The organism is Streptomyces sp. CB01881 (assembly GCF_002953255.1).
Taxonomy (GTDB): domain Bacteria; phylum Actinomycetota; class Actinomycetes; order Streptomycetales; family Streptomycetaceae; genus Kitasatospora.
The window spans coordinates 6,943,621-6,963,255 of sequence record NZ_CP026498.1 but is presented as its reverse complement, the minus strand read 5'-3'; the positions used below and the strand labels follow the sequence as shown (position 1 = coordinate 6,963,255).

The window sequence follows — 19,635 nt, the reverse complement described above, 5'->3', positions numbered from 1 at the left end:
TCCGAAGCCGACCTGACGCGCAGGCAGCATGAGCGAATGGTCTGAATGGTTCAGCGTCGCCGCGCGCCGGGGCCACGGGCGAAGACCCTGCGGGTGATCAGCCCGACCCCGGTGAGCAGCAGCAGGACACCGGCGAGGCCGGCGCGCCAGCCATCCGGCCGCGACCGGGCGACCGCCACCTGCGACGCCGCGGTCCCGGCCTCGACGGATTGCCCGGCCGGCGGTGCGGCCAGCGCCCGGGCGGGCTCGGCGGACACCCGCCCGGCGGGCACCGCCTGCGCCGCACCAGGGACTCCCGCCGGGGCAACGGCCGCCCTGGTGGACGGGGACGACGAGGGCGCGGACGACACGGACGGGGAGCCCGGGGAAACGGAGAGGGACGGGCTCGGGCTCACGTCAGGGCTCGGGCTCACGCTCGGGCTCGGGCTCACGCTCGGGCTCGGGTTCACGCTCGGGCTCTGGCTCAAAATCTGGCCCGGCTTTACGCCGACCGAGGTGGTGGCCGTGGCCACGGGCACCACCGGCCGGCCGGCCGGGTCGGCGACCGCAGGGACGACGATCGGCAGCAGGCCGGGCAGGACGGGTTCCAGCGCAGCTTCGGGGCCGGGGACCGGCGGAGTCGGCGGGACCGGCGGAGTCGGCGGGACCGGCGTCGTGGGCGACACCGTCGGCACGGGCACCGGGGACGCCGACGGCGCGGCCGCCGGGGTCAGGGACGCAGAGGGCGAGGGAACGGGCGACGCGGGAGCCGTCGGCGCAGGCGTCCCCGGCGAAGGCGCGGTCGGCGAAGGCGTCCCCGGCGAAGGCGCCGGAGAGCCCGGCCCCACCGGTGACGGCGCGGCAGGTGACGGAACACCAGGCACCACCGGAGCGCCGGTCACCACAGGCACCGCCGCCGAAGCCTCCGAAGTCGGGGCCACCGGGCTCGGGGCCACCGAAGTCGGGGCCGCCGGGGCTGCCGGCGCCCCGACCCCCGCGACCCTGACGGTGACCGCGTCGGCCGCCGTCCCGTTGCCCGCCAGGTCGGTCGCCGTGACGACCAGCCACTGATCGCCGTCCGCCAGGTCCCGGCCGGCCGTGCAGCTCCAGCCGCCGTCCGCGGCGGCGGTGGCCCCGCAGGCGACGATCCGCTCGGCCGAGGCCGCACCGCCCGACCGGGCGGTGACGGTCACCTTGGCGCCCGGCTCCGCCCGCCCGGCGAACTTCGGTCTGGCGGCCCGGACGGTCTCGCCGGCGGCCGGCGCGGTCAGCACCGGACGGTCCGGCGGGACGGTGTCGACGACCAGGGCGGCGGACCGGCCCGGGCTCCGGTTCCCGGCGGCGTCGACGGCGGTCGGGGTGAGCTGGTACCGCCCGTCCGCCAGGTTCTCGACCGGCAGGCAGGCCCAGCCGCCGTCCGACCGGACCGCCGTGCTGCACAGCTCGGCGGCGGCGTCGTCACGGACCCCGGCCGGCTGGTCGGCCACCGAGACGGTGCTGCCCGGCTCCCCGGTGCCGGTCAGCTGGAGGCCCGGGTCGTTGGTGTACTCGGGGAGGCTGAGCACGGGGGCGGTGGGCGGCGCGGTCTTCACGGTGATCCGGACCGGCTCGCCGCGCAGCACCACACCGCCGCTGGTCGTCTCGACCGGAGTCAGGCTGTGCGCCCCCGCACCGAGCGGGCTGCCCGGCCGGCAGGACCAGTCGCCGCCCCGTTCGACCCGGGCCTTGCAGAGCACCGCGTCACCGTCCCGGACCTCCACTGTCGCACCGGTCACGGCGCCCTCGCCACGCACCTGCGGACGGGCGTCGGAGACCACGCTGCCGTCGACCGGGATCGCGATCTCGGGCCGGGCGGCGCCGACAGTCAGCCGGATCCGCTGGTCGGAGACCTCCCCGGAATCGGCGAAGCCGCCGGCCGGCACCAGCTGGGTCGCGTCCCGGCCGATCCGCAACCGGGCCCAGGTCTCCCCGGATGCGGCGCCGGCGGGGACGGTCCACCCCAGGGTGGCGGTGTCGGCGCCCGCCGGGATCTCGGCCTGCACCCGCTCGGCGGGGTCGAAGCGCCCGTTGCGGTCGAAGTCGACCCAGCCGGCCAGGATGGCGGGCGCGCCGCCCACCGCGACCGGTACGACGAGCCGGTAGTAGTGGCCGATCGCCGCCTCCGCCGGGTAGCTGACGGCCGGGTCGGCGCCCTGGTACTCGCCGCGCCCGGGCTGGAGCTGCGGCGGGGCCGGGTTCGACCAGACGCTGCGCCGCGCGGCTCCGTGGTCGAGTTGGACGAGCGGCTCGTCGGTCTGGCCCCGCGAGGTGGTGGCGGGCCCACGGGCGAGCCGGGCCGGGGCCGTGGCGTCCGCGCCGAGGAAGAGGTCGGAGAGCAGGTGGGAGGCGTTCCCGTAGCCCTGGGGGGGCGGTGCCGACGCCCTCGTCCAGGGTGACGGTGGCCGCCACGACGAGCGGCTGCGGCGCGGTGGTGGAGCCGTCCCGGGCGGTGGAGCGCTGCTCGACGCGGAAGACGGCGGTGCGGAAGGTGCCGGCCAGCTCCAGGCTGCCTTCGGCGGCCGAACCGTTCGAGGGGTCGGCGCCGCCGTCCGCCCCGGCGGGGGCGAGGGTGTTCCCGTCGACCGTCCAGCCGGGGAAGTCGGTCCGGTTGACCAGGGTCGGGGCGGCCGGCGAGCCGCCGGTGAGGGTCAGCCGGGCCGCGGTGCCGGTGGCGCCGTCTTTCCCGGCGGCGATTCCGGCGAGTCCGCTGAGATGCAGCCGGGGATTCCGGACCGGCCGGGAGAAGCCGATCTGAAGCGTTCCGACGGTTCGCCAGGAACCGTCCGCCTGCGGACGGTCCTCCGCGATCCGGAAGGTCTGCGCGGGATCTCCGGGCCGAACTCCGTCGGTATAGAGGGCGGCCGCCCGGCCGCCTCCGGCGCGGTCGGCCAATTCACCCGGTTCGGCGGCGACGGCCACTCCGGGAGCGGCGGAGAAATCGAGCTGGACGGCGAGACCGGAGGGCAGGACCGCCCAATGGTCACCCGACCAGGCGTCAGGTGACTGCTGGGCCGCGGAGTGCGGCGGATTCCAGCCGATCAGCAGGCCGGCCGCCAGTGCCGCCGACGCTCCGGCCGCCGCCAGCCGGAGTCGCCGCACCCCTCCCGTCCGGGCGCCGCACCGGTGCGGGGCCGGTGCGGACAGGGCGGCGTCGCGGGGAATCCGTCGGCTCATCCGGCTCTCCTCCGGTGTCGGCTGCCAGGGGCCGGTGGCCAGTCACCAGGGGCTCCGCAGTCTGGGCACAAGATGCGACAAAACGGAATCACGATCCCGGGCCGGTCATACTGCGACACCTGCACTCATGGCCGCTTCCCACCCGATTGGCGGTTATCCGACCGGCAGGACAGCATGTACCTGAAAGGGATGTATTTCATCCATTAGGCGGTGCATCGAGGGAAATCCCGACGAATCCCCGTGAACCCCGGCGATTCCGGCCGGACGCCACTGTCCGGCACCTGACCACTCATCCGGCGGATCTGTTCGAATTGGCCGACCGCTCACCAGCGTCGGGGCCCGTGACTATCGACCCCGTTCTCATCAAGAGCAGTTTCGCGGCCGTCGAACCCCACGGCCCCGCCACCACCGGCTACTTCCACCAGCACCCGTTCGAGCACGATCCCGGCGTCCGCGACCTCTTAGCCGAGCACCTGGACGAGCAGCAGGACCGGCTCCGGGCCGCCCTCGGCGCGCCGGTCACCCCCTGGAGGGCACCGACACGCCGGTCGGCATCCTGCGCGACCTCGGCACCCGGCACGCCGGGCACGGGGCGCTGACGGGCCACTTCCCCGCCCTCGGCGCGAGCCCGCCGGCCACGCCGCCCACTTCGCCGGGGACGCCTGGACCACGGAGACCGAGAAGGCGTGGACCGAGGCCTACACGGTGACGCCGTGCTCGACCCGGGCTCGTCCCGGCCGCTGCCGGCGGTGGCGGGCGTCGCGGGCGGCACCGGCTGGGGGCAGGGCCCTGGCACTGCTGGAGCAGCTCACCGCCGAACGCTCTCCCCGCGGCGTCACCGTGGTGCTCGCCGCCCGCTCGGACACCGAGCAGTACGACCTGGGCGTCGTCGGGCGGCTGCTCGCCCGGAACGACCGGCTCCGGGCGCTACCGGCGGCCCCGGCCCCGGTCCGATCCGATCCGGCACGGCCCGGTGCCGGCGACCTTCAACCGGACCCGGCCGCTGACCTCCTCCGACTGGTTCCCCGGGAAACGGAGAAGCCCCCGGCCGGTGGCCGGGGGCTTCTCGCTGGTGCGCTCAGCAGGATTCGAACCTGCAACCTCTTGATCCGTAGTCAAGTGCTCTATCCGTTGAGCTATGAGCGCAAGTACCGGGCGGACCCGGTCTTGCGGGGTTTGGTGCGCTCAGCAGGATTCGAACCTGCAACCTCTTGATCCGTAGTCAAGTGCTCTATCCGTTGAGCTATGAGCGCTCGCCCTGGTGAACGTGCCACCGGGGCGGTGCGGGGACAACATTACATGACCTGCGACGTGGGGCGAAATCGATTGATCCGGGCACCCCGGACACCTGCTCCCGCCGCGACGGCCACCCCCCGCGCGCACGCCCGGACCACCGACCGGACCTGCCGGACCTGCCGGAGGTATCGGAGGTGTCGGCGGCGTCGGACCTGCCGGACCTGTCGGCCGGATCCCGCCCGGAAATGCGGAAAGCCCCGCCGACGTGATCGTCGGCGGGGCTCCCGGCTGGCGGAGGCTGAGGGATTTGAACCCTCGATGGGCTTTAAGACCCAAACCGCATTAGCAGTGCGGCGCCATAGACCGGACTAGGCGAAGCCTCCCCACATGAACCGTGCCCGCGTGGCGGACCCGCTCCGTGTGCCTGAGATGATGCCACAACCCAAGGGCTCGGCACCAACCACCGCCAACGTTACTAGGCGGGTCGTCCCCACCGCAAAGAAGAATGAGATACTGCGGTCTCCGGAGGAGCTGCCCTGAGCCGAGGAGACCTGTCGACGTGAGCAGCAGGCCGATCCGAGGCGCTGCTCGCCTCGCCGCCATACTCGACGCCCTGCCCGACGCGTTGCTGCTGGTGAACAGCAACGGCACCGTCGTCGATGCCAACAACGCAGCCGTCCAGGCGCTCCAGGCGCCCGGCACCTCGCTGGTCGGCATGGGCGTGCTCGACCTCTTGCCGGAGTTCGACCCGAGCCGGATCCCCGGCTCGATGCGGCCGACCCCGCGCGAGGACGACGCCCTCGACCGCCCGGTGCGGATGACCGCCCGCCGCACCGACGGCACGACCTTCCCGGTCGAGGTCTCCGGCAACGACTTCGCCGACGACGGGTCCGGTGCCCGCTCCGGCGACGGCCGCGGCTACGCGCTCTCGCCGCTCGTCCCCTACGACCCGTACCGCGACGGCTCCCGGCCCTCCGCCAGCGACCTGCTCCTGCTGCTGGTCCGCGACCTCTCCAGCCGGCTCGGCGTCGAGGCCGAGCTGCGGCGCCAGCACAAGCAGACCGAGATGATCCTGCGCGCCGCCGCCGAGGGCGTGCTCGGCGTGGACCTCGAAGGCCGCTGCGTGCTGGTCAACCCGGCCGCCGCGCACATCCTCGAGTACCGGGCGAGCGAGCTGGGCGGGCGCGAGCTGCACCCGCTGATCCAGCACTCCCGGGCCGACGGCACCCCGCTGGCGCTGGAGGAGTCCGCACTGCTGGACACCCTCACCTCCGGACGCAAGCACCGGGTGCGCGGCACCGTGCTCTGGCGCAAGGACGGCCGGCCCGTCACCGTCGACCTCACCACCGCCCCCGTCCGGGACGGCGACCAGCTGGTCGGCGCGGTGATGACCTTCACCGACCGCAGCCGCGAGCTGGCGCTCGTCGCCCGCAACGAGCACCTCACCGCCGTCCTGGAGAGCGAGCTGGGCGGCGCGCTGACCGCGCTGCACCGGCGGATCGACGCGCTCGCCGCCGACCCGGCCGGCCAGCTCTGGCCGGAGGCCAACTGGACGCTGCGCCGGCTGGCCGACGAGTGCCGACGGTTCGGCAAGCTGATCGACGGCGTACTCGCCCACCAGCGCTCCGAGGCCGGCGAGTCCGGATCGGGGTCCGGTTCCGCGTCCGGCGGCCCCGGCGACGGCGACGACGACGGCAGAGGTGACGACAAGGGCGACGGCAAGGGCGGGAAGAAGGCCCCCGAGCGCGTCCCGGTCGCCCTGGACAAGGTGGTCCGGCAGGCCGTCGAGCACGCGGGCGAGCTGGTCGGCGCCGGCCGGGTGCGGTTCTCCGTGCACGCCGCCGCCGTCGAGGTGATCGCCGACGAACAGCGGCTCGCCCAGGCGCTCGCCCACCTGGTCGCCGACGTCAGCGGGGTCGCACTCTCGCTGGACGCCCCGCCCACCGTCACCTCCCCCGGCCTGGCCGCCCCCGGCACCGCGGCGCTGCCGCCCGGCGGCGCCGACGCGCCGATGGTGGTGCTCGCCGCCGCCCAGCGCGGCGACGTCGCCCGGGTGGAGATCCGCGGCCCCGGCCGCGGCGGCAGCCCCGTCCACCTGCCGATCGCCCGCGCGGTGGTCGAGCGGCACGGCGGCGTGCTCCAGCCGCACGAACTGCCCGGCAAGGCCGGCACCACCTACGTCGTCGAGCTGCCGCTGGACCCGGCCGCCGCGAAGGCCGCCGCCGAGCGCGCGTCGGCCGAGGGGCGCTCGGACCGGCCCAAGGAGAGCGACTCCGCCGTCCTGCCCGACCTGCCGGGCATCCCGCAGCTGCCCAGCGCGCGGCACCCGGAGGACGACGCCGAGGCGGCGCCGGGCGGCGGCAAGGACCCCGCGCCCGCAGCGGAGCGGCGGGCGGGCGACCAGCCCGCCGAGGAGCCGGTGGCCGAGCGGCGCGGGCGCCGGGGCCGGCCCGCCGTCGAGCAGCCGCCCGTTCCCGCCGCCGCGCCTTCGGCCGTGCCCTCCGGCACGCCGTCCGGCGCGTCCTCCGAGCCGTCCGGCGCTCCGTCCCCGGCTCCCTCCTCCGCTCCGGCGGGTGACGCTCCCGCCCCCGAGCAGTGGCCGCACGCCCCGGCGCGGGTCGAGCGGGCCGTCCCCGAGCAGTGGCACGGCACCGGCAACGACCCCGCGTACGGGCGGCCGGGCCTCGGCAGTCCGACCGCCCAGCCGACCGACCCATGGGGCAAGGACGACGGCCGCTCCGGTACCGCGTACGCCGTGCCCGTCGACGGCGTCGACGGCCCGGGCCGGCCGGACGGCCAGGGCCGCCAGGACGCCCGGCCGGAGGGCCACCGCGCCGCCGAGGCGGGTGCGGCCGGTCCGCGTGGACCGCTCGCGCTCGGCCCGGCGCCCGCGCCCGTATCCGCGCCCGCGTCCGCGCCGACGTCCGCGTCCACGTCCGCCGGAGAGGCCCACGGCACGCCGGCGGTCGGGACTCCCGTGGAAGGCACCCCGGCAGGGGGCGCCCAGCTCCACGGGACTCCGGCCGGCGGCACCCCCGTCGACGGGACTCCTGCGGGCGGCACCGCGGTCGGCACCGAGACCGGCCGGGCGGACGGCGGGCAGGAGCCGAGGCCGTCCCGGCGGCGCCGCGCGCTGCCGGCCAACGAGGACTCCTCCGGCGGGTTCGCCCTGCCCGGCGTCCCCGATCCCTCCACCGTCTACCCCGGTCTGGAGCACGCGCTGCCCGCCGGTCCCGCACCCGCGCTGCCCGAACCGGCCGCCGCCCCGACCGGACGCCGCCGCAGGCTGGCCGTCCCGCCCGGCCCCGGCACCGAGGCCCAGGGACCGGCCGCCCCCGACGCCGCCTCCACCGCACTCGCCCCCGCCCGCCCCGCACTGCCCGCCCCGGCGGCGGACGGTCCGGCCGCGGCCGGGCAGGGCAACGGTCCGCAGCCCGTCGGCACCGGCCTCGCCGAGCTGGCGCCGCCGCGCCCGCTCCAGTCCCCGGGTGTGCCCGGCATCCCGTCCCCGGGTGTGCCCGGCATCCCGTCCGGACCGGCCCCGGAGACCGGTGCCCCGGCCCTCCCGGCCGGTGCCCCGCAGCTGCCCGCCGTGCCGGAGGCCCGTCCGGCGCCGCGGCCGATGGCCGAGCTGCCCGCAGCCGGCCACGACGACCCCGCCGAGCACCCCGCGCAGGCCGCCCCCGGCGGGGACGGCGGTCCGCGCCGCCTGCTGGTCTGGCCCGAGCCCGACCCGGCCACCAAGCAGGCCCTCCAGGAACGCGGCTACCGCCCGGTGATCGTCCGCTCCCGCGAGGAGGTGGACGCCCAGGTGGCGGGCTTCCCCGCCGCGCTCTTCGTCGACCCGCTGACCGGCCCGATCACCCGGACAGCGCTTCAGTCGCTGCGCACCGCCGCGCTCAACAGCCGGGTCCCGGTGCTGGTCACCGCCGGCCTCGGCCAGTCGAACCGGGACGCCGCGTACGGCGCCGACCCGGCCGTCCTGCTGCGCGCGCTCGCCCCGCGCGACGGCGAGCACCATGCCCCGCGCGTCCTGCTGGTCGAGGGCGACCCGGACATCGCCGCCGCCATGATCAGCAGCCTGGAGCGGCGCGGCATGCACGTCGAGCACGCGGTGGACGAGAACGACGCCGTCTCGCGGGCCAGCAGCGTGCAGCCGAACCTGGTGGTGATGGACCTCTTCCAGATCCGCCGCCGCCGGGTCGGCCTGCTCGACTGGCTGCGCACCAACGACCGGCTGCACCGCACCCCGCTGGTCGTCTACACCTCGGTGGACCTCGACCCGCGCGAACTGCCCCGGCTGCGCACCGGCGAGACGGTGCTCTTCCTCGCCGAGCGCTCGACCAGCGCGGACGTGCAGTCGCGGATCGTCGACCTGCTCGGGCGGATCGGCGCCATGGGCGAGGCGGGTGTCGCGGCCGCCGGCTGACGGTGGCGGCTGACGCTGACGCCTGACGGCCGACGGTGGCGGTGGCGGTGGCGGTGGCGGTGGCGGCTCGCGGCTGATCGTTTGCCGAACACTGCTGAGGGCCGGTCACCCCGTTTGGGGGGACCGGCCCTCAGCCGTGTTCGCCTGCCCGTTGCGTCGGGTACTCGGCTACTCCTTGCCGAGCACCGTGACGTCCAGCTCCTCGGCCGCGTAGTTGGCGCGGATCACCTTCTTGTCGAACTTGCCGACCGAGGTCTTCGGCACCGACTCGACGATCGCCCAGCGCTCCGGCAGCTGCCAGGAGGCGATCCGCTCGGCAAGGAAGGCCCGCAGCTCCTTCAGCCCGGCCGTGGCACCGGGCCGCAGCACGACGGTGGCCAGCGGCCGCTCGCCCCACTTCTCGTCCGGCACCGCCACCACGGCCGCCTCGGCGACCTCCGGGTGGGCCATCAACTGGTTCTCCAGGTCCACCGAGGAGATCCACTCGCCGCCGGACTTGATCACATCCTTGGCCCGGTCGGTCAGGGTCAGGTAGCCGTCCGCGGTGATGGTGCCGACGTCACCCGTCCGCAGCCAGCCGTCCTCGGAGAACTTGTCCTCCGGGCGCTGCGGGTCGTGGCCGGCGCCGCCGTAGTACGCCCCAGCGATCCACGGTCCGCGCACCTCCAGCTCACCCGCCGAGACGCCGTCGTGCGGCATCCGCTCGCCGCCCGGGCCGATCAGCCGGGCCTCGACCGAGGCGGGGAAGATGCCCTGGGTCACCCGGTACGGCCACTCCTCCTCCGGGGTGAGGCCGCCCGGCGCCTGGGCGAAGGAGCCGAGCGGCGAGGTCTCGGTCATCCCCCACGCGTGCACGACCCTGATGCCGTGGCGCTCCTCGAAGCCCTTCATCAGCGAGGGCGGGCAGGCCGAACCACCGATGACGACCATCCGCAGGCTGGAGGTGTCGTAGTCGCCCGCGTCCAGCTCGTCGAGCAGGCCGCTCCAGATGGTCGGCACGGCGGCGCTGACGGTCGGCCGGACGGCGGCGATCATCTCGGCCATCGGCTTCGGCTGGAGGAAGCGGTCCGGCATGAGCAGGTTGGCGCCGGACATGAAGGCGGCGTGCGGGATGCCCCAGGCGTTCACGTGGAACATCGGGACGACCGGCAGCGCGGTGTCACGCGGCGTGAAGGCGAAGTTGTCGCCGGTGTTGACCTGGAGGCAGTGCAGGTATACCGAGCGGTGGCTGTAGAGCACACCCTTCGGGTCGCCCGTGGTACCGGAGGTGTAGCAGAGCACGGCAGCCTGGCGCTCGTCGATGTCGGTCAGCCAGGGGTACTCGGCCGGACGGCCGGCGATCAGGTCCTCGTACTCGTGCACGACGCCGGCGAAGCCGGCCAGCACCGACCGGTCACCCGGGCCGCTGACCACGATGTGCTTGAGCGTCGGGCCGAGCTCCGGCAGGACGGCGGCCAGCAGCGGGAGCACGGTGCCGTTCACGATGATGACGCGGTCGGCGGCGTGGTTGATGATGAACGACAGCTGCTGTGCCGGGAGCCGCAGGTTGAGCGTGTGCAGCACCGCGCCCATCGACGGCACCGCGAGGTAGGCCTCCAGGTGTTCGGCGTTGTTCCACATCAAGGTCGCGACCCGGTCGTCGCCCGTCACCCCGAGCTCGTCCCGCAGCGCGCACGCCAACTGCGCGGCCCGCGCCCCGACCTCGGCGTACGTCCGGACCACCGGCCCGGTGCCGTCCCAGGTGGTGACCGTCGACCGCCCGTGGATGGTCGCCCCGTGGTTCAGGATTCGGGCGACGGTGAGCGGTACGTCCTGCATCGTGCTGAACACGGGTCCTCCTTGACCGGGCGGCACTGCGGCTGCGACTGCACCACCATTCGTCTACTCACCGGTAATGCGGGCAGTCGAGCCCGATTGTGCCTCTCCGCCCTCCCCATGTCAGCATCCCGACCCCGTTGCACGGATCACGGCTTCGCCGCGGTTCCACCACTCGGGGAAGATCCGGAACAACAGGAGGGGGCGAGTGGGGCGGGCGATACTGGTGGGCATGAGCGACAGTCATGAGGATCGCCGGGTTGATCGGGGGGCGGGTGGGTTCCGGGTGCCCTGTCCGTGTTGTTCCGGTGGGGTGCGGACGCGGGCGCGGCTGGGGGTGCGGGCGGACCGGTCCGGGACGGGGCACATCACGGAGACCTGCCGGGACTGCGGGGGGCTCGGCTGGCTGACGCTCGGCCTGAAGGAGTAGGGGCGGGGACGAGCCCGGACTCGTAGGCCGCGATCACCAACTGGGCACGGTCGCGCGCGTCGAGCTTCGCCAGGAGGCGGCCGATGTGGGTCTTGACCGTCCCGGGGCTGAGGTGGAGGTGCTCGCAGAGTTCGGCATTGGAAAGACCGCGGGCGATCAGGGTCAGAACCTCCCGCTCCCGCCCGGTCACGCCGTCGAGAGCTCCGGCGAAGGGCCCCCGGGCGTCCGGGAGGCGGGCGAACTCGGCGATCAGGCGGCGGGTGACCGACGGGGAGAGCAGGGCCTCGCCCTCTGCGACGGTGCGAATGGCCCCGAGCAGGGCGTCCGGCGAGGTGTCCTTGAGCAGGAACCCGGCCGCGCCGGCGCGCAGCGCGGCGAACACGTACTCGTCGAGGTCGAAGGTGGTCAGGATCAGGACCCGGGTGCCGGCCGTGTCGGGCGAGGCGCAGATCTCGCGGGTGGCGGCGATGCCGTCCATGCCGGGCATCCGGATGTCCATCAGGATGACGTCCGGCCGGTGGCGGCGGGCCAGTGCGACCGCCTCCTCGCCGGTGCCGGCCTCGGCCACGGCGACGAGCCCGGGGGCGGTCTCGATGAGCACCTTGAAGCTGCCCCGCAGCAGCGCCTGATCGTCCGCCACCAGGACACGGACCGGGTCGGAGGACGTGGAGCCGGAGGTGGAGGTGGGACCGGACGGCGTGGAGCCGGAGGAGGTTGGGCCGGACGACGTGGGAGCGGTCATGCGGGCGCTCCCTGTCGGGGGTGCGGCAGCCGGGCCGAGACCACGAAGCCGCCGCCCGCGCGGGGCTCGGCGGTGAGCGAGCCGCCGTACATCAGCACGCGCTCGCGCATGCCGAGCAGGCCGTGGCCGCCGGTGAGCCCGGTCCGGTCGGGGGCGGGGGCCCAGGACGGCGGGCCGTGGTCGAGAACGTCGATCAGGATTTCTCCGGCCGTACCGGTCCCGACCGAGACCTGGCAGCGGGTTCCTGCTCCCGAGTGCTTCACCACGTTGGTCAACGCCTCCTGGACGATGCGGTAGACGGCGAGCTCCATCCCGGCCGGGAGGTACCCGGGGGCACGGACCCGCAGCCTGGCCCGGACGCCCGCCTGTTCGGCGCGGCGGACGAGCTGTGGCAGGTCGGCCAGCCCCGGCGCCGGGGCCAGCGAGGCCGACTCCGCCGCGGCACCGGCGTCGTCGCGCAACACGCCGAGAGCCCGGCGCATCTCGGCCAGTGCCTCGCGGCCGGTCTGCTCGATCACCCGCAGGGTGTCGTGGGCCTCCTCCGGACGGGCCGCGGCGACGTGGTTGGCGATCGAGGCCTTCACGACGATCGTGCTCAGGCTGTGCGACACGATGTCGTGCAACTCCCGTGAAATACGGAGGCGTTCGTCGGCGAGAGCTTGATCGGCAAGCACCCGGCCCTGCTCGGCCGCCAGCGCGCGGCGCTCGCGCACCCAGCGGCCGACGACCCAGCCGAGGCCCACGGCCAGGCACACCGACGCCGCGGTGGCGCCCGCCTCCGTCCACGACCCGGCCGGCGTGACCACCGCCTCGCCGAGCAGGACCGCCGCGGCGGACGCGGCCAGGGTCACCACCATCGCCACCGCGGAACGCCGGGCCGGCTCCAACAGGGCCACCGGGTAGCAGGCCAGAGCGGTGGCGACGAACGGGTCCCGGGTGATGTCCAGCAGGGTGGCGGCCACCGAGGACAGCAGCACCACCGCCAGGACGGGCAGCGGCCGGCGGCGCCGCACGGCGAGCGGCATCCCGACGCCTGCGGCCACCAGCCAGCCCAGCCAGGCAGGCCCGCCGAAGACGGGGAGCCCGTCGACCGGTTCGGCGCCGGCCAAGCTCCCGTAGGCGAGGGTGATGACGACGGCCGCCCCGAAGTCGAGCACCATCAGATGGCCGGCATGCGACCGGAGCAGCAAGCGCATCCCCCCACCGTAGTTGCGCGGCCTCATCCTGCCTGCCCGAGAAGGAACATCGCAGTGCCGGCGGCCCCGACGAGCAGCAGCCGCCCGACGGCCACACGACGCGCCGGCAGTGGACCGGACCGGAGGACGGAGACCCCGAGCGGGACCAGCGCGAGGCAGAGCCCGGCCACCGCGACGAACGAACCCGGCGACGTCCCCTTCAGCACCCCGAGCGGCAGCACCGCGGTCAGCGCCAGCGCAAGGGCCCGCCACGGCCCGAGCACCCCGGACCGGTGCGCGCCGAGGGCCAGCAGGACCCAGCCGCCGAGGATGGCCGCGTTGAGCGTGCTGAAGACGTGGAACGCGCCGTAGGCCTGACCGACCGTACGGATCGCTGCCTCTGCGCCCTCCTGTGCAGCGAGTTGGAAAGCGAGGTGGTCGACACCCGCGTGGAAGGTCCGCGCGGACAGGCCGAGCACCGCCAGGGTGCCACCCCACAAGGCCAGCTCACGCCGCTGCCGCGCTATCCGGGAGGCGAGCAGCACGATGCCCGGGGAGAGCAGGACACAACCGGCCCCGAAGGCACTGTAGGAGGTGGTGATGAGGGTGGGATGCCGTTCATAGGCACGGAGTTGGGAGGGGTAGAAGAAGTCGTACCGGACGCGGAGCAGCACACCGGCCAGGAGCAGGAGCGGCCCGACGACGAGGGAGACACCACCGACCCAGCGGCCCGGGAAGGTGGCGGGAGGCTCATGGGCCTTGGGGCGGGTGCCCCTTGAGGTGGACGAGGGGGCGAGAGCGGGGGCGGAGACGGCCGAGGAGGCCGAGGAGGCCGAGGAGGCCGAGGAGGCCGAGGAGGCCGAGGAGACCGAGGAGGCCGAGGAGACCGATGAGACCGATGAGACCGATGAGACCGAGGAGACTGAGGAGACCGACGTGGCGGGTTTCATGGGGCCAACAATGCGGCGGCGCCCCACCCCGGCACATCGGAGCACGGTCGTCACTTTCGGGTCGGACCGTGGTCTTACGAGAAGGGTCCGACCCGGCTCACCGGCAGACTGGATGACGGCAGGCGGGAGAACGGCAGACGGGACACCGACGGGCAGGACGACCGCAGGCGCGACGGCTGCAGACCGGATGACGGCAGGTCAGCCCTGGTCCGGCCGGTAGAGGCGGACGCAGGCCTCGGGCTCCGGAATGTAGGCCGGGTCGAGGGCGTACCCCTGTTCGGCGGCGATGCGCAGAACCTGCTGAGCCCCGGCGCCGCGGTAGGTGGCGAGGTTGATGCGGATGCGGGCCGGAAGGGCCGCGCCCGCGGAGCCGGGCTTGCGGCGGGTGTCGCGGGCCAGGATGCGGCGGATGTGACGGTCCCAGGCGGCTGCGCTGCCGGACAGCTCCGCCCAGAAGGCGCGCGGCCCGACCGTCCAACGGGCGCCCCAGCGCTCCCAGTAGTCCGGCTCGTGGTGGGTCACCCAGAAGGCCAGCAGGCTGAGCACCCCGTAGACGGGGACGTAGACGATCTGCAGCACGAACATCAGCGGCAGCAGGAGCGCGAACCGGCCCGGTCGCGGACCCCACGGCGTGCCGGGGGCGGCCGGCGGGTCCTGCGGGCCGGGAGCGGGCACCCGGGGCGGGGCGGGGAAGACGCGGCGGATCCAGACCCGGTCCGGGTCGCCCCCGACGGACCCGCCCTCCCAGCCGTACCGCTCGGCGAGCCGCACCACGCCGGCCGCGCCGATGCCCCGGTAGAGGCGGACCGAGAACTTGACCCGCATCGTGCGGGCGAGGTCGTCGCCGACCTCACCGTCACCGGCGGCGTGCCTCGCCTCGGCCTCGCGGATCCGCCGCTCGAGGATCGGGGTGAGGTACCGCTCCCAGACGTCCGGCCGACCGGTGAGTTCGGCCTTGAGACGGCGCGGCGGGATGAACGTGCGGTTGACCTTCAGCCAGGAGTCGGAGCCGGTCGGACCGCTGGCACCCGTCCAGAGCAGGATCACGAAGAGGGACACCAGGGCCGCGATCCAGAGGGGTGCGTAGATCCACTGGAGGGTGAACTGGACCAGCACACCGGTCCGGCTGCGGCGCGGCGCCGGGCCCGGGTAGTCGGTGCCCGGGGGCGCGGGAGCGCGCACGGACTGCGGCACGGCAGGCGCGGGGTACGCGGCCACGGGCTGCGGCGGCACGAACTGCGCGGGCACCGGCTGCGGGTACGGGGTGCCCCGGGGGGCGGGGACGGGCTGGGCGTACGGGTTCGGCTGCGGGATACCCTGCGCGTACGGGTTCGGCTGCGGCACGCCGCCGTGCCCGTACGGGTTGGAGTGCGGCACACCCTGCGGGTACGGGTCCGGCTGCGGCACGCCGCCGTGCCCGCCCGCCCCGCCGTAGTACCCCTGACCGTCCGACACGCCCGTCCCCCTATGTCTGATCGCGCTCTGCTTGATCGCGCTCTGCCGATCGAGCCGATGGAGCTGATCAAGCTGATCAAGCTGATCAAGCTGATCGAGTCGACGGGACACCCTATCCACCCACCGGTGCTGGGCCGTCAGCCCGCCAGCGGGGCGTCGACCTGGTTGCGGTCGATGGTGAGCGTGGCACCGCCGTACGTCTCCTCGACGTTGCCGTGGTGCTGGTGGACCCGCTGGTGGTCGGTCCAGAGCTCGGGGGTGAGGGCGCCGCCGCCGGCGGTGTCGGCCTGGTCGTTCCAGCGGGCGTACCAGAGGGTGTCGGGCATCGGGGAGCTGCCGGCCCGGGCTGCGGCGGCGAGGTCGGCGATGCCGGAGTCGAGGCTGGAGTAGAAACCGGAGCTGAAGCCGGCGGCGTGCAGGGCCTGGGTCCAGCCGAGGGTGAAGTCGACGACGGCCTGCCCGCAGACCGGGTCGTGCAGCGGGTACGCCTCGATGTCGAGGAAGACCGGGCTGCCCGCGCCCAACCCGACGGCCATGAGGCCGCCGACCGCCTCGCCCGCCTCGGCCCGGCCCTGCTGGGCGGCGCGGGCCGGGTCGATGCGGTTCGGCTTGTTCTTGAGATCGCTGCACGGCGCCTGGAGGCCGACGTGCACGGGGAGGAACCGCCAGCCCATCGCACGGGCCTGGCGGACCCAGTCGGCGGTGAGCCTCGGCTGGGTGCAGCCGCGCTGGGCACCGCTGGTGTAGATGCCGAGCGCGCCGTACGGGGAGACGCCGCGCCAGGCGCGGAGGGTGTCGAGCGGCGGTGCGGTGCAGGCGTCGAAGGCGGCGCCGCTGAAGGGTTCGCGGGTGCGGGCGGGCGGGGGTCCGGCCCGGTCGGGCAGGACGGTGGCCCGGATGCGGGGCATGGCGGCGGCCGCCGGGGCGCCCACATCCGTCCCGTCGACGGCCAGCAGGAGGACGAGGGAGGCGGCGGCCATGGCCGCCGGGCGGAGATAGCGCACCTGGCATTGATACTGACGGACCATCGGACGAATGCGGCAGCCGCGCCGCGGGCGCCGGAGAAGCCCACCCTTTCGGGCGCACCCGTCCACATCCGTCCCGATTCTGGTAACGAGCTTGCAGCCACATCACTCCTTACGGCAAACTCGCCACCATGCCCACGCTCAACCCCAGCGAAACCACCGCCCCGCTGCCGGCCGCCGCCGTCGCCGAGGCCCTTGCCATGCCGCCCGCCCCCAAGGGCGAGCCCGCCGGCGAGCGCGGCAGCTGGCGACGAGGCGGGGCGCCCGGCCCCGAGACACCACCAGGCACGCACCCCGGCCGGCCCACCGGCCGGCGGTTCCCGAACTTCCTGCGGCGCCCGATGGGGGACCCCCCGGCCGAAGGCCGGGGGAGGATCCCGGCGCCGCTCTTCTGTCTGACCGCGATGTTCCTGGTCCAGCTCGGCATCGCCCTCTCCAAGCCGCTGTTCGGCCCGCTCGGGGTCAGCGGCACGACCTTCCTCCGGCTGGGCTTCGCAGCAGTGATCCTGCTCGCCGCCACCCGGCCCCGGCTGCGTGGCCGCCGTCCGCGCGACCTCGCCGCCGCCGGCCTGCTCGGCATGGCCTCCGCCGGGATGACGCTGCTGTTCGCCGGGGCCATCGACCGGCTGCCGATGGGCACCGCCGCGACCATCGAGTTCCTCGGTCCGCTCGCGGTCGCGCTGGTCTTCGCGCGCCGGGCCAGCCACCTGCTCTGGGCGCTGCTGGCGGCGGGCGGCGTGGCCCTGCTGACCCTGCTCGGCGAGGGCGGCGGCGGGGCCGGGCTGGACCCGGTCGGCCTGATGTACGCCTTCGGCGCCGCCGCCTGCTACGCCGCGTACATCCTGTTCACGGACAAGGTCGGCGCCGCCTTCCAGGGTTTCCAGGGGCTCGCCGTGTCGATGACGGTGGGCGCGCTGACGCTGGCGCCGTTCGGGCTCGGCCAGGCCTGGGACGGCCTGACCGCGCCGGGCGCCTCACCGCTGGTGCTGCTGCTCTCGGTCGCCGGGGTGTCGCTGCTGCTGCCGGTGATCCCGTACGCGCTGGAGATGACGGCGCTGCGGCGGATGCCGCAGCGGGTCTTCAGCGTGCTGGTGAGCCTGGAACCGGCGGTCAGTGCACTGGTCGGGCTGGTGGTGCTGGGACAGCTGCTCGGTGCGGCTCAGCTGGCCGGGATCGGCTGCGTGGTGGCCGCCAGCGTCGGAGCCACCCTGACCGGGCGGCGCTGAGCCGAACGCGGCGGGGCGCCGGTCGGGCGGGGTTGGGCGGGCCTGCGCCGCCCGGCCGCCGCGCAACCGGCCGATGCCTCACCGGTCGGCGCGCAACCGGTCAGCGCCTCACCGGTCGGCGTGCAAGCGGGAGGCGCTGACCGGTCAGCACGTAACCGGTCAGGGCCTCACCGGCAGGCGTCCTACGGCCAGAGCAGCGTCCGCGACCACTCCGGGGTGCGGACCGGCCCCGTCCGCGTGTAGCGCAGCCGGACGTGGCGGCGGTCCGCGTCGCCCTGCCAGAACTCCACCTCGTGGGCCCAGAGCGTGTAGACGGCGTGCCCCGCGGCGACCGCGTCCGGCGTGGCTTCCAGACGGCGGCGGGCGACCGCGACCGCCTCGTCGTACTCGGCCAGGGAGGCCAGCGGCTCGCTCTGCCGGCCCACCAGCGCGCCGATCCGGGCATCCGGGGAGCGGGTCGCGAACTCGGCGCCGGCGACCTGGTCGGCGGCACGCTCGACGGTGCCCCGGACCCTGACCTGGCGGCCGAGCGGCGGCCAGTAGAGGGTGAGCGCGGCGGCCGGGTGGTCGGCGAGCTGACGGCCCTTCGGACTGTCGGCGGCGGCCGAGAAGACCCAACCGGTGCCGGCCGCGTCCACGTCGCGCAGCACCAGCACCCGGGCGTCCGGAAGGCCGTCGGCGTCGACCGTGGAGAGGGTGGCGACCTGCGGGTCCAGGACGCCGGCCGCGAGGGCGGTGGCGAGCCAGTCGACGAAGAGCGGGCCGGGCTCGGCCGGGGCCGCCTCGGCGTCGAAGGACGGCAGCGGGCGGGCCATCGGCGGGCGGCCGAGCAGCAGCTCGGGTACGGACCTGGGCTCGGGCCTCGGCTCCAGCCGCGGTTCGGGCCTCGTTTCCGGTCCCGGTGCAGGCCTGGCCTCGCCCGGGCCCTTCAGGCCCTCCTCCTCCGCTGCCATCGCACCCTTCCTTCCGGTTGCCGCGGCCGCAGCCCCTCGCCGGACGGGCCTCCGAGGGCCCGGGCACGGGGTGCGCTGTCGGAGCGCAACCGTACCGCCGAGGGGTGACGGCTCCGCGCGCGCCCTGGCCCGACGGGGTTCGCGGCGGTCGGGCCGGCGGTCGGGCGGGACGGTCGGGAACACGCCCGGGCGGGCGGTCGGACAGCCGGTCGGGCGCGCGCCCGGGCGGGCGCCGGTGCGTACCGGGAGGGCCCGCCCCCGGACACACTCGTGGGCGGCGCCGTCGATCGGCACCGCCCACGAGGCCGGTTCGCGGTGACCCTTTCCGCTACCCGGTCGTTCGCTGCATCGAGTCGTCTCGCTTCGAGCCGCACCGCGGATGCTCAGTGCACCTGCGGCCACCCACCCCCGGCGCCCCCGCCGGCGGTGGTACCCGTTCCGGTCAGTGGAAGACCGGGGCGAAGACGAGGTTGACGTTCTTGTTGGACTGGCCGGCCAGGATGACGCCCGTGTTGTCCTTCACCGCGAGGGTGTTGGCCTGGTTCGAGGCACCGGCGCCGGTGGCCGTCTGCTGGGTGGAGACGTAGTTGCCGTCGACGGAGCCGAAGACGTTGCCCGTCCCCACGTTCGACACCACGCCGCTGCTGGAGCCGTCGTTGGCCGCCGCACCGTTGTCGGCGGCGGCGGAGCCGGCACCCGCGAGCAGCAGACCGGCCGCGAGCGGAGCGGCGACCAGAAGACCGGCAAGCCGGCGATTGCGATGGCGATTGCGGATGTGGATACGCGCCATGGATCTGCCTCCAAAAAAGCTGTCAGTCGGGTATTCGTGCATTGGGTGCGGGAGTTCGTCGGCCAGACGAACGCCAGCGGGCTGCGACGCCGAGGGACAGACTTCCGCAACAAATCGACAAAGCGCCACCTTGGGGCGGCAGTTTCGCCCGTTAGCGTGATATTCAGGGCGGCGGGGAATAACGGCAGTCCAAACGGAAAGCGCGCCGATACACCGC

The 19,635-nt window shown here is 74.8% G+C and carries 12 protein-coding genes and 3 tRNA genes; 3 read left to right on the top strand and 12 right to left on the bottom strand.

Annotated elements, in window-relative coordinates; all coding sequences use genetic code 11:
* Positions 1 to 50 precede the first annotated feature (50 nt).
* Positions 51 to 2,096, bottom strand: a complete 2,046-nt coding sequence (locus C2142_RS20205; RefSeq protein ID WP_148643954.1) for an Ig-like domain-containing protein — start codon at positions 2,094 to 2,096, stop codon at positions 51 to 53.
* A gap of 1,437 nt (positions 2,097 to 3,533) precedes the next feature.
* Here C2142_RS20205 and C2142_RS20200 point away from each other — a divergent pair.
* Positions 3,534 to 3,791, top strand: a complete 258-nt coding sequence (locus C2142_RS20200) for a hypothetical protein (RefSeq protein WP_148643953.1) — start codon at positions 3,534 to 3,536, stop codon at positions 3,789 to 3,791.
* Positions 3,792 to 4,262: 471 nt separating this feature from the next.
* Here C2142_RS20200 and C2142_RS20195 read toward each other — a convergent pair.
* From C2142_RS20195 to C2142_RS20185, 3 genes are all read right to left on the bottom strand, one after another.
* Positions 4,263 to 4,338: transfer RNA gene (locus C2142_RS20195), tRNA-Arg, on the bottom strand.
* Between the two features lie 31 nt (positions 4,339 to 4,369).
* Positions 4,370 to 4,445: transfer RNA gene (locus tag C2142_RS20190), tRNA-Arg, on the bottom strand.
* Positions 4,446 to 4,717: 272 nt separating this feature from the next.
* Positions 4,718 to 4,811 (bottom strand) — tRNA-Ser (locus C2142_RS20185).
* A gap of 176 nt (positions 4,812 to 4,987) precedes the next feature.
* Here C2142_RS20185 and C2142_RS20180 point away from each other — a divergent pair.
* A complete protein-coding gene (locus C2142_RS20180) occupies positions 4,988 to 8,857 on the top strand; it encodes a PAS domain-containing protein (protein WP_148643952.1) in 3,870 nt (1,289 codons plus the stop codon).
* A gap of 168 nt (positions 8,858 to 9,025) precedes the next feature.
* On the opposite strand, the gene C2142_RS20175 is transcribed toward C2142_RS20180, so the two are convergent.
* The 6 genes from C2142_RS20175 to C2142_RS20150 all read right to left on the bottom strand — a co-directional run bounded on the left by C2142_RS20175 (position 9,026) and on the right by C2142_RS20150 (position 16,428).
* On the bottom strand, positions 9,026 to 10,687 hold the full coding sequence (locus tag C2142_RS20175; protein WP_148643951.1) for a long-chain fatty acid--CoA ligase: 1,662 nt from the start codon (positions 10,685 to 10,687) through the stop codon (positions 9,026 to 9,028).
* Positions 10,688 to 11,040: 353 nt separating this feature from the next.
* Complete coding sequence (locus C2142_RS20170) at positions 11,041 to 11,844, bottom strand: response regulator transcription factor (protein ID WP_148643950.1); 804 nt, start codon at positions 11,842 to 11,844, stop codon at positions 11,041 to 11,043.
* Positions 11,841 to 13,040 carry a histidine kinase gene (locus tag C2142_RS20165; protein ID WP_148643949.1) on the bottom strand — a complete coding sequence of 400 codons (1,200 nt, stop codon included), beginning with the start codon at positions 13,038 to 13,040 and terminating at the stop codon, positions 11,841 to 11,843. The genes C2142_RS20170 and C2142_RS20165 overlap by 4 nt, the downstream gene beginning before the upstream one ends.
* 23 nt (positions 13,041 to 13,063) lie before the next feature.
* Positions 13,064 to 13,969 carry a hypothetical protein gene (locus C2142_RS40090; RefSeq protein ID WP_241002684.1) on the bottom strand — a complete coding sequence of 302 codons (906 nt, stop codon included), beginning with the start codon at positions 13,967 to 13,969 and terminating at the stop codon, positions 13,064 to 13,066.
* Positions 13,970 to 14,167: 198 nt separating this feature from the next.
* A complete protein-coding gene (locus C2142_RS20155) occupies positions 14,168 to 15,424 on the bottom strand; it encodes a hypothetical protein (protein ID WP_148643948.1) in 1,257 nt (418 codons plus the stop codon).
* 137 nt (positions 15,425 to 15,561) lie between these two features.
* A complete protein-coding gene (locus C2142_RS20150) occupies positions 15,562 to 16,428 on the bottom strand; it encodes a DUF1906 domain-containing protein (protein WP_162002510.1) in 867 nt (288 codons plus the stop codon).
* A gap of 152 nt (positions 16,429 to 16,580) precedes the next feature.
* On the opposite strand from C2142_RS20150, the gene C2142_RS20145 reads away from it, so the two are divergent.
* On the top strand, positions 16,581 to 17,675 hold the full coding sequence (locus C2142_RS20145) for an EamA family transporter (protein ID WP_241002683.1): 1,095 nt from the start codon (positions 16,581 to 16,583) through the stop codon (positions 17,673 to 17,675).
* Positions 17,676 to 17,857: 182 nt separating this feature from the next.
* On the opposite strand, the gene C2142_RS20140 is transcribed toward C2142_RS20145, so the two are convergent.
* Positions 17,858 to 18,628, bottom strand: coding sequence for a pyridoxal 5'-phosphate synthase (locus tag C2142_RS20140; protein ID WP_241002682.1), 771 nt, complete (start codon positions 18,626 to 18,628; stop codon positions 17,858 to 17,860).
* Between the two features lie 442 nt (positions 18,629 to 19,070).
* The gene (locus C2142_RS20135) at positions 19,071 to 19,418 is read right to left on the bottom strand and encodes a hypothetical protein (protein WP_148643946.1); all 348 of its coding nucleotides are present in this window, start codon (positions 19,416 to 19,418) and stop codon (positions 19,071 to 19,073) included.
* Positions 19,419 to 19,635: the final 217 nt, after the last annotated feature.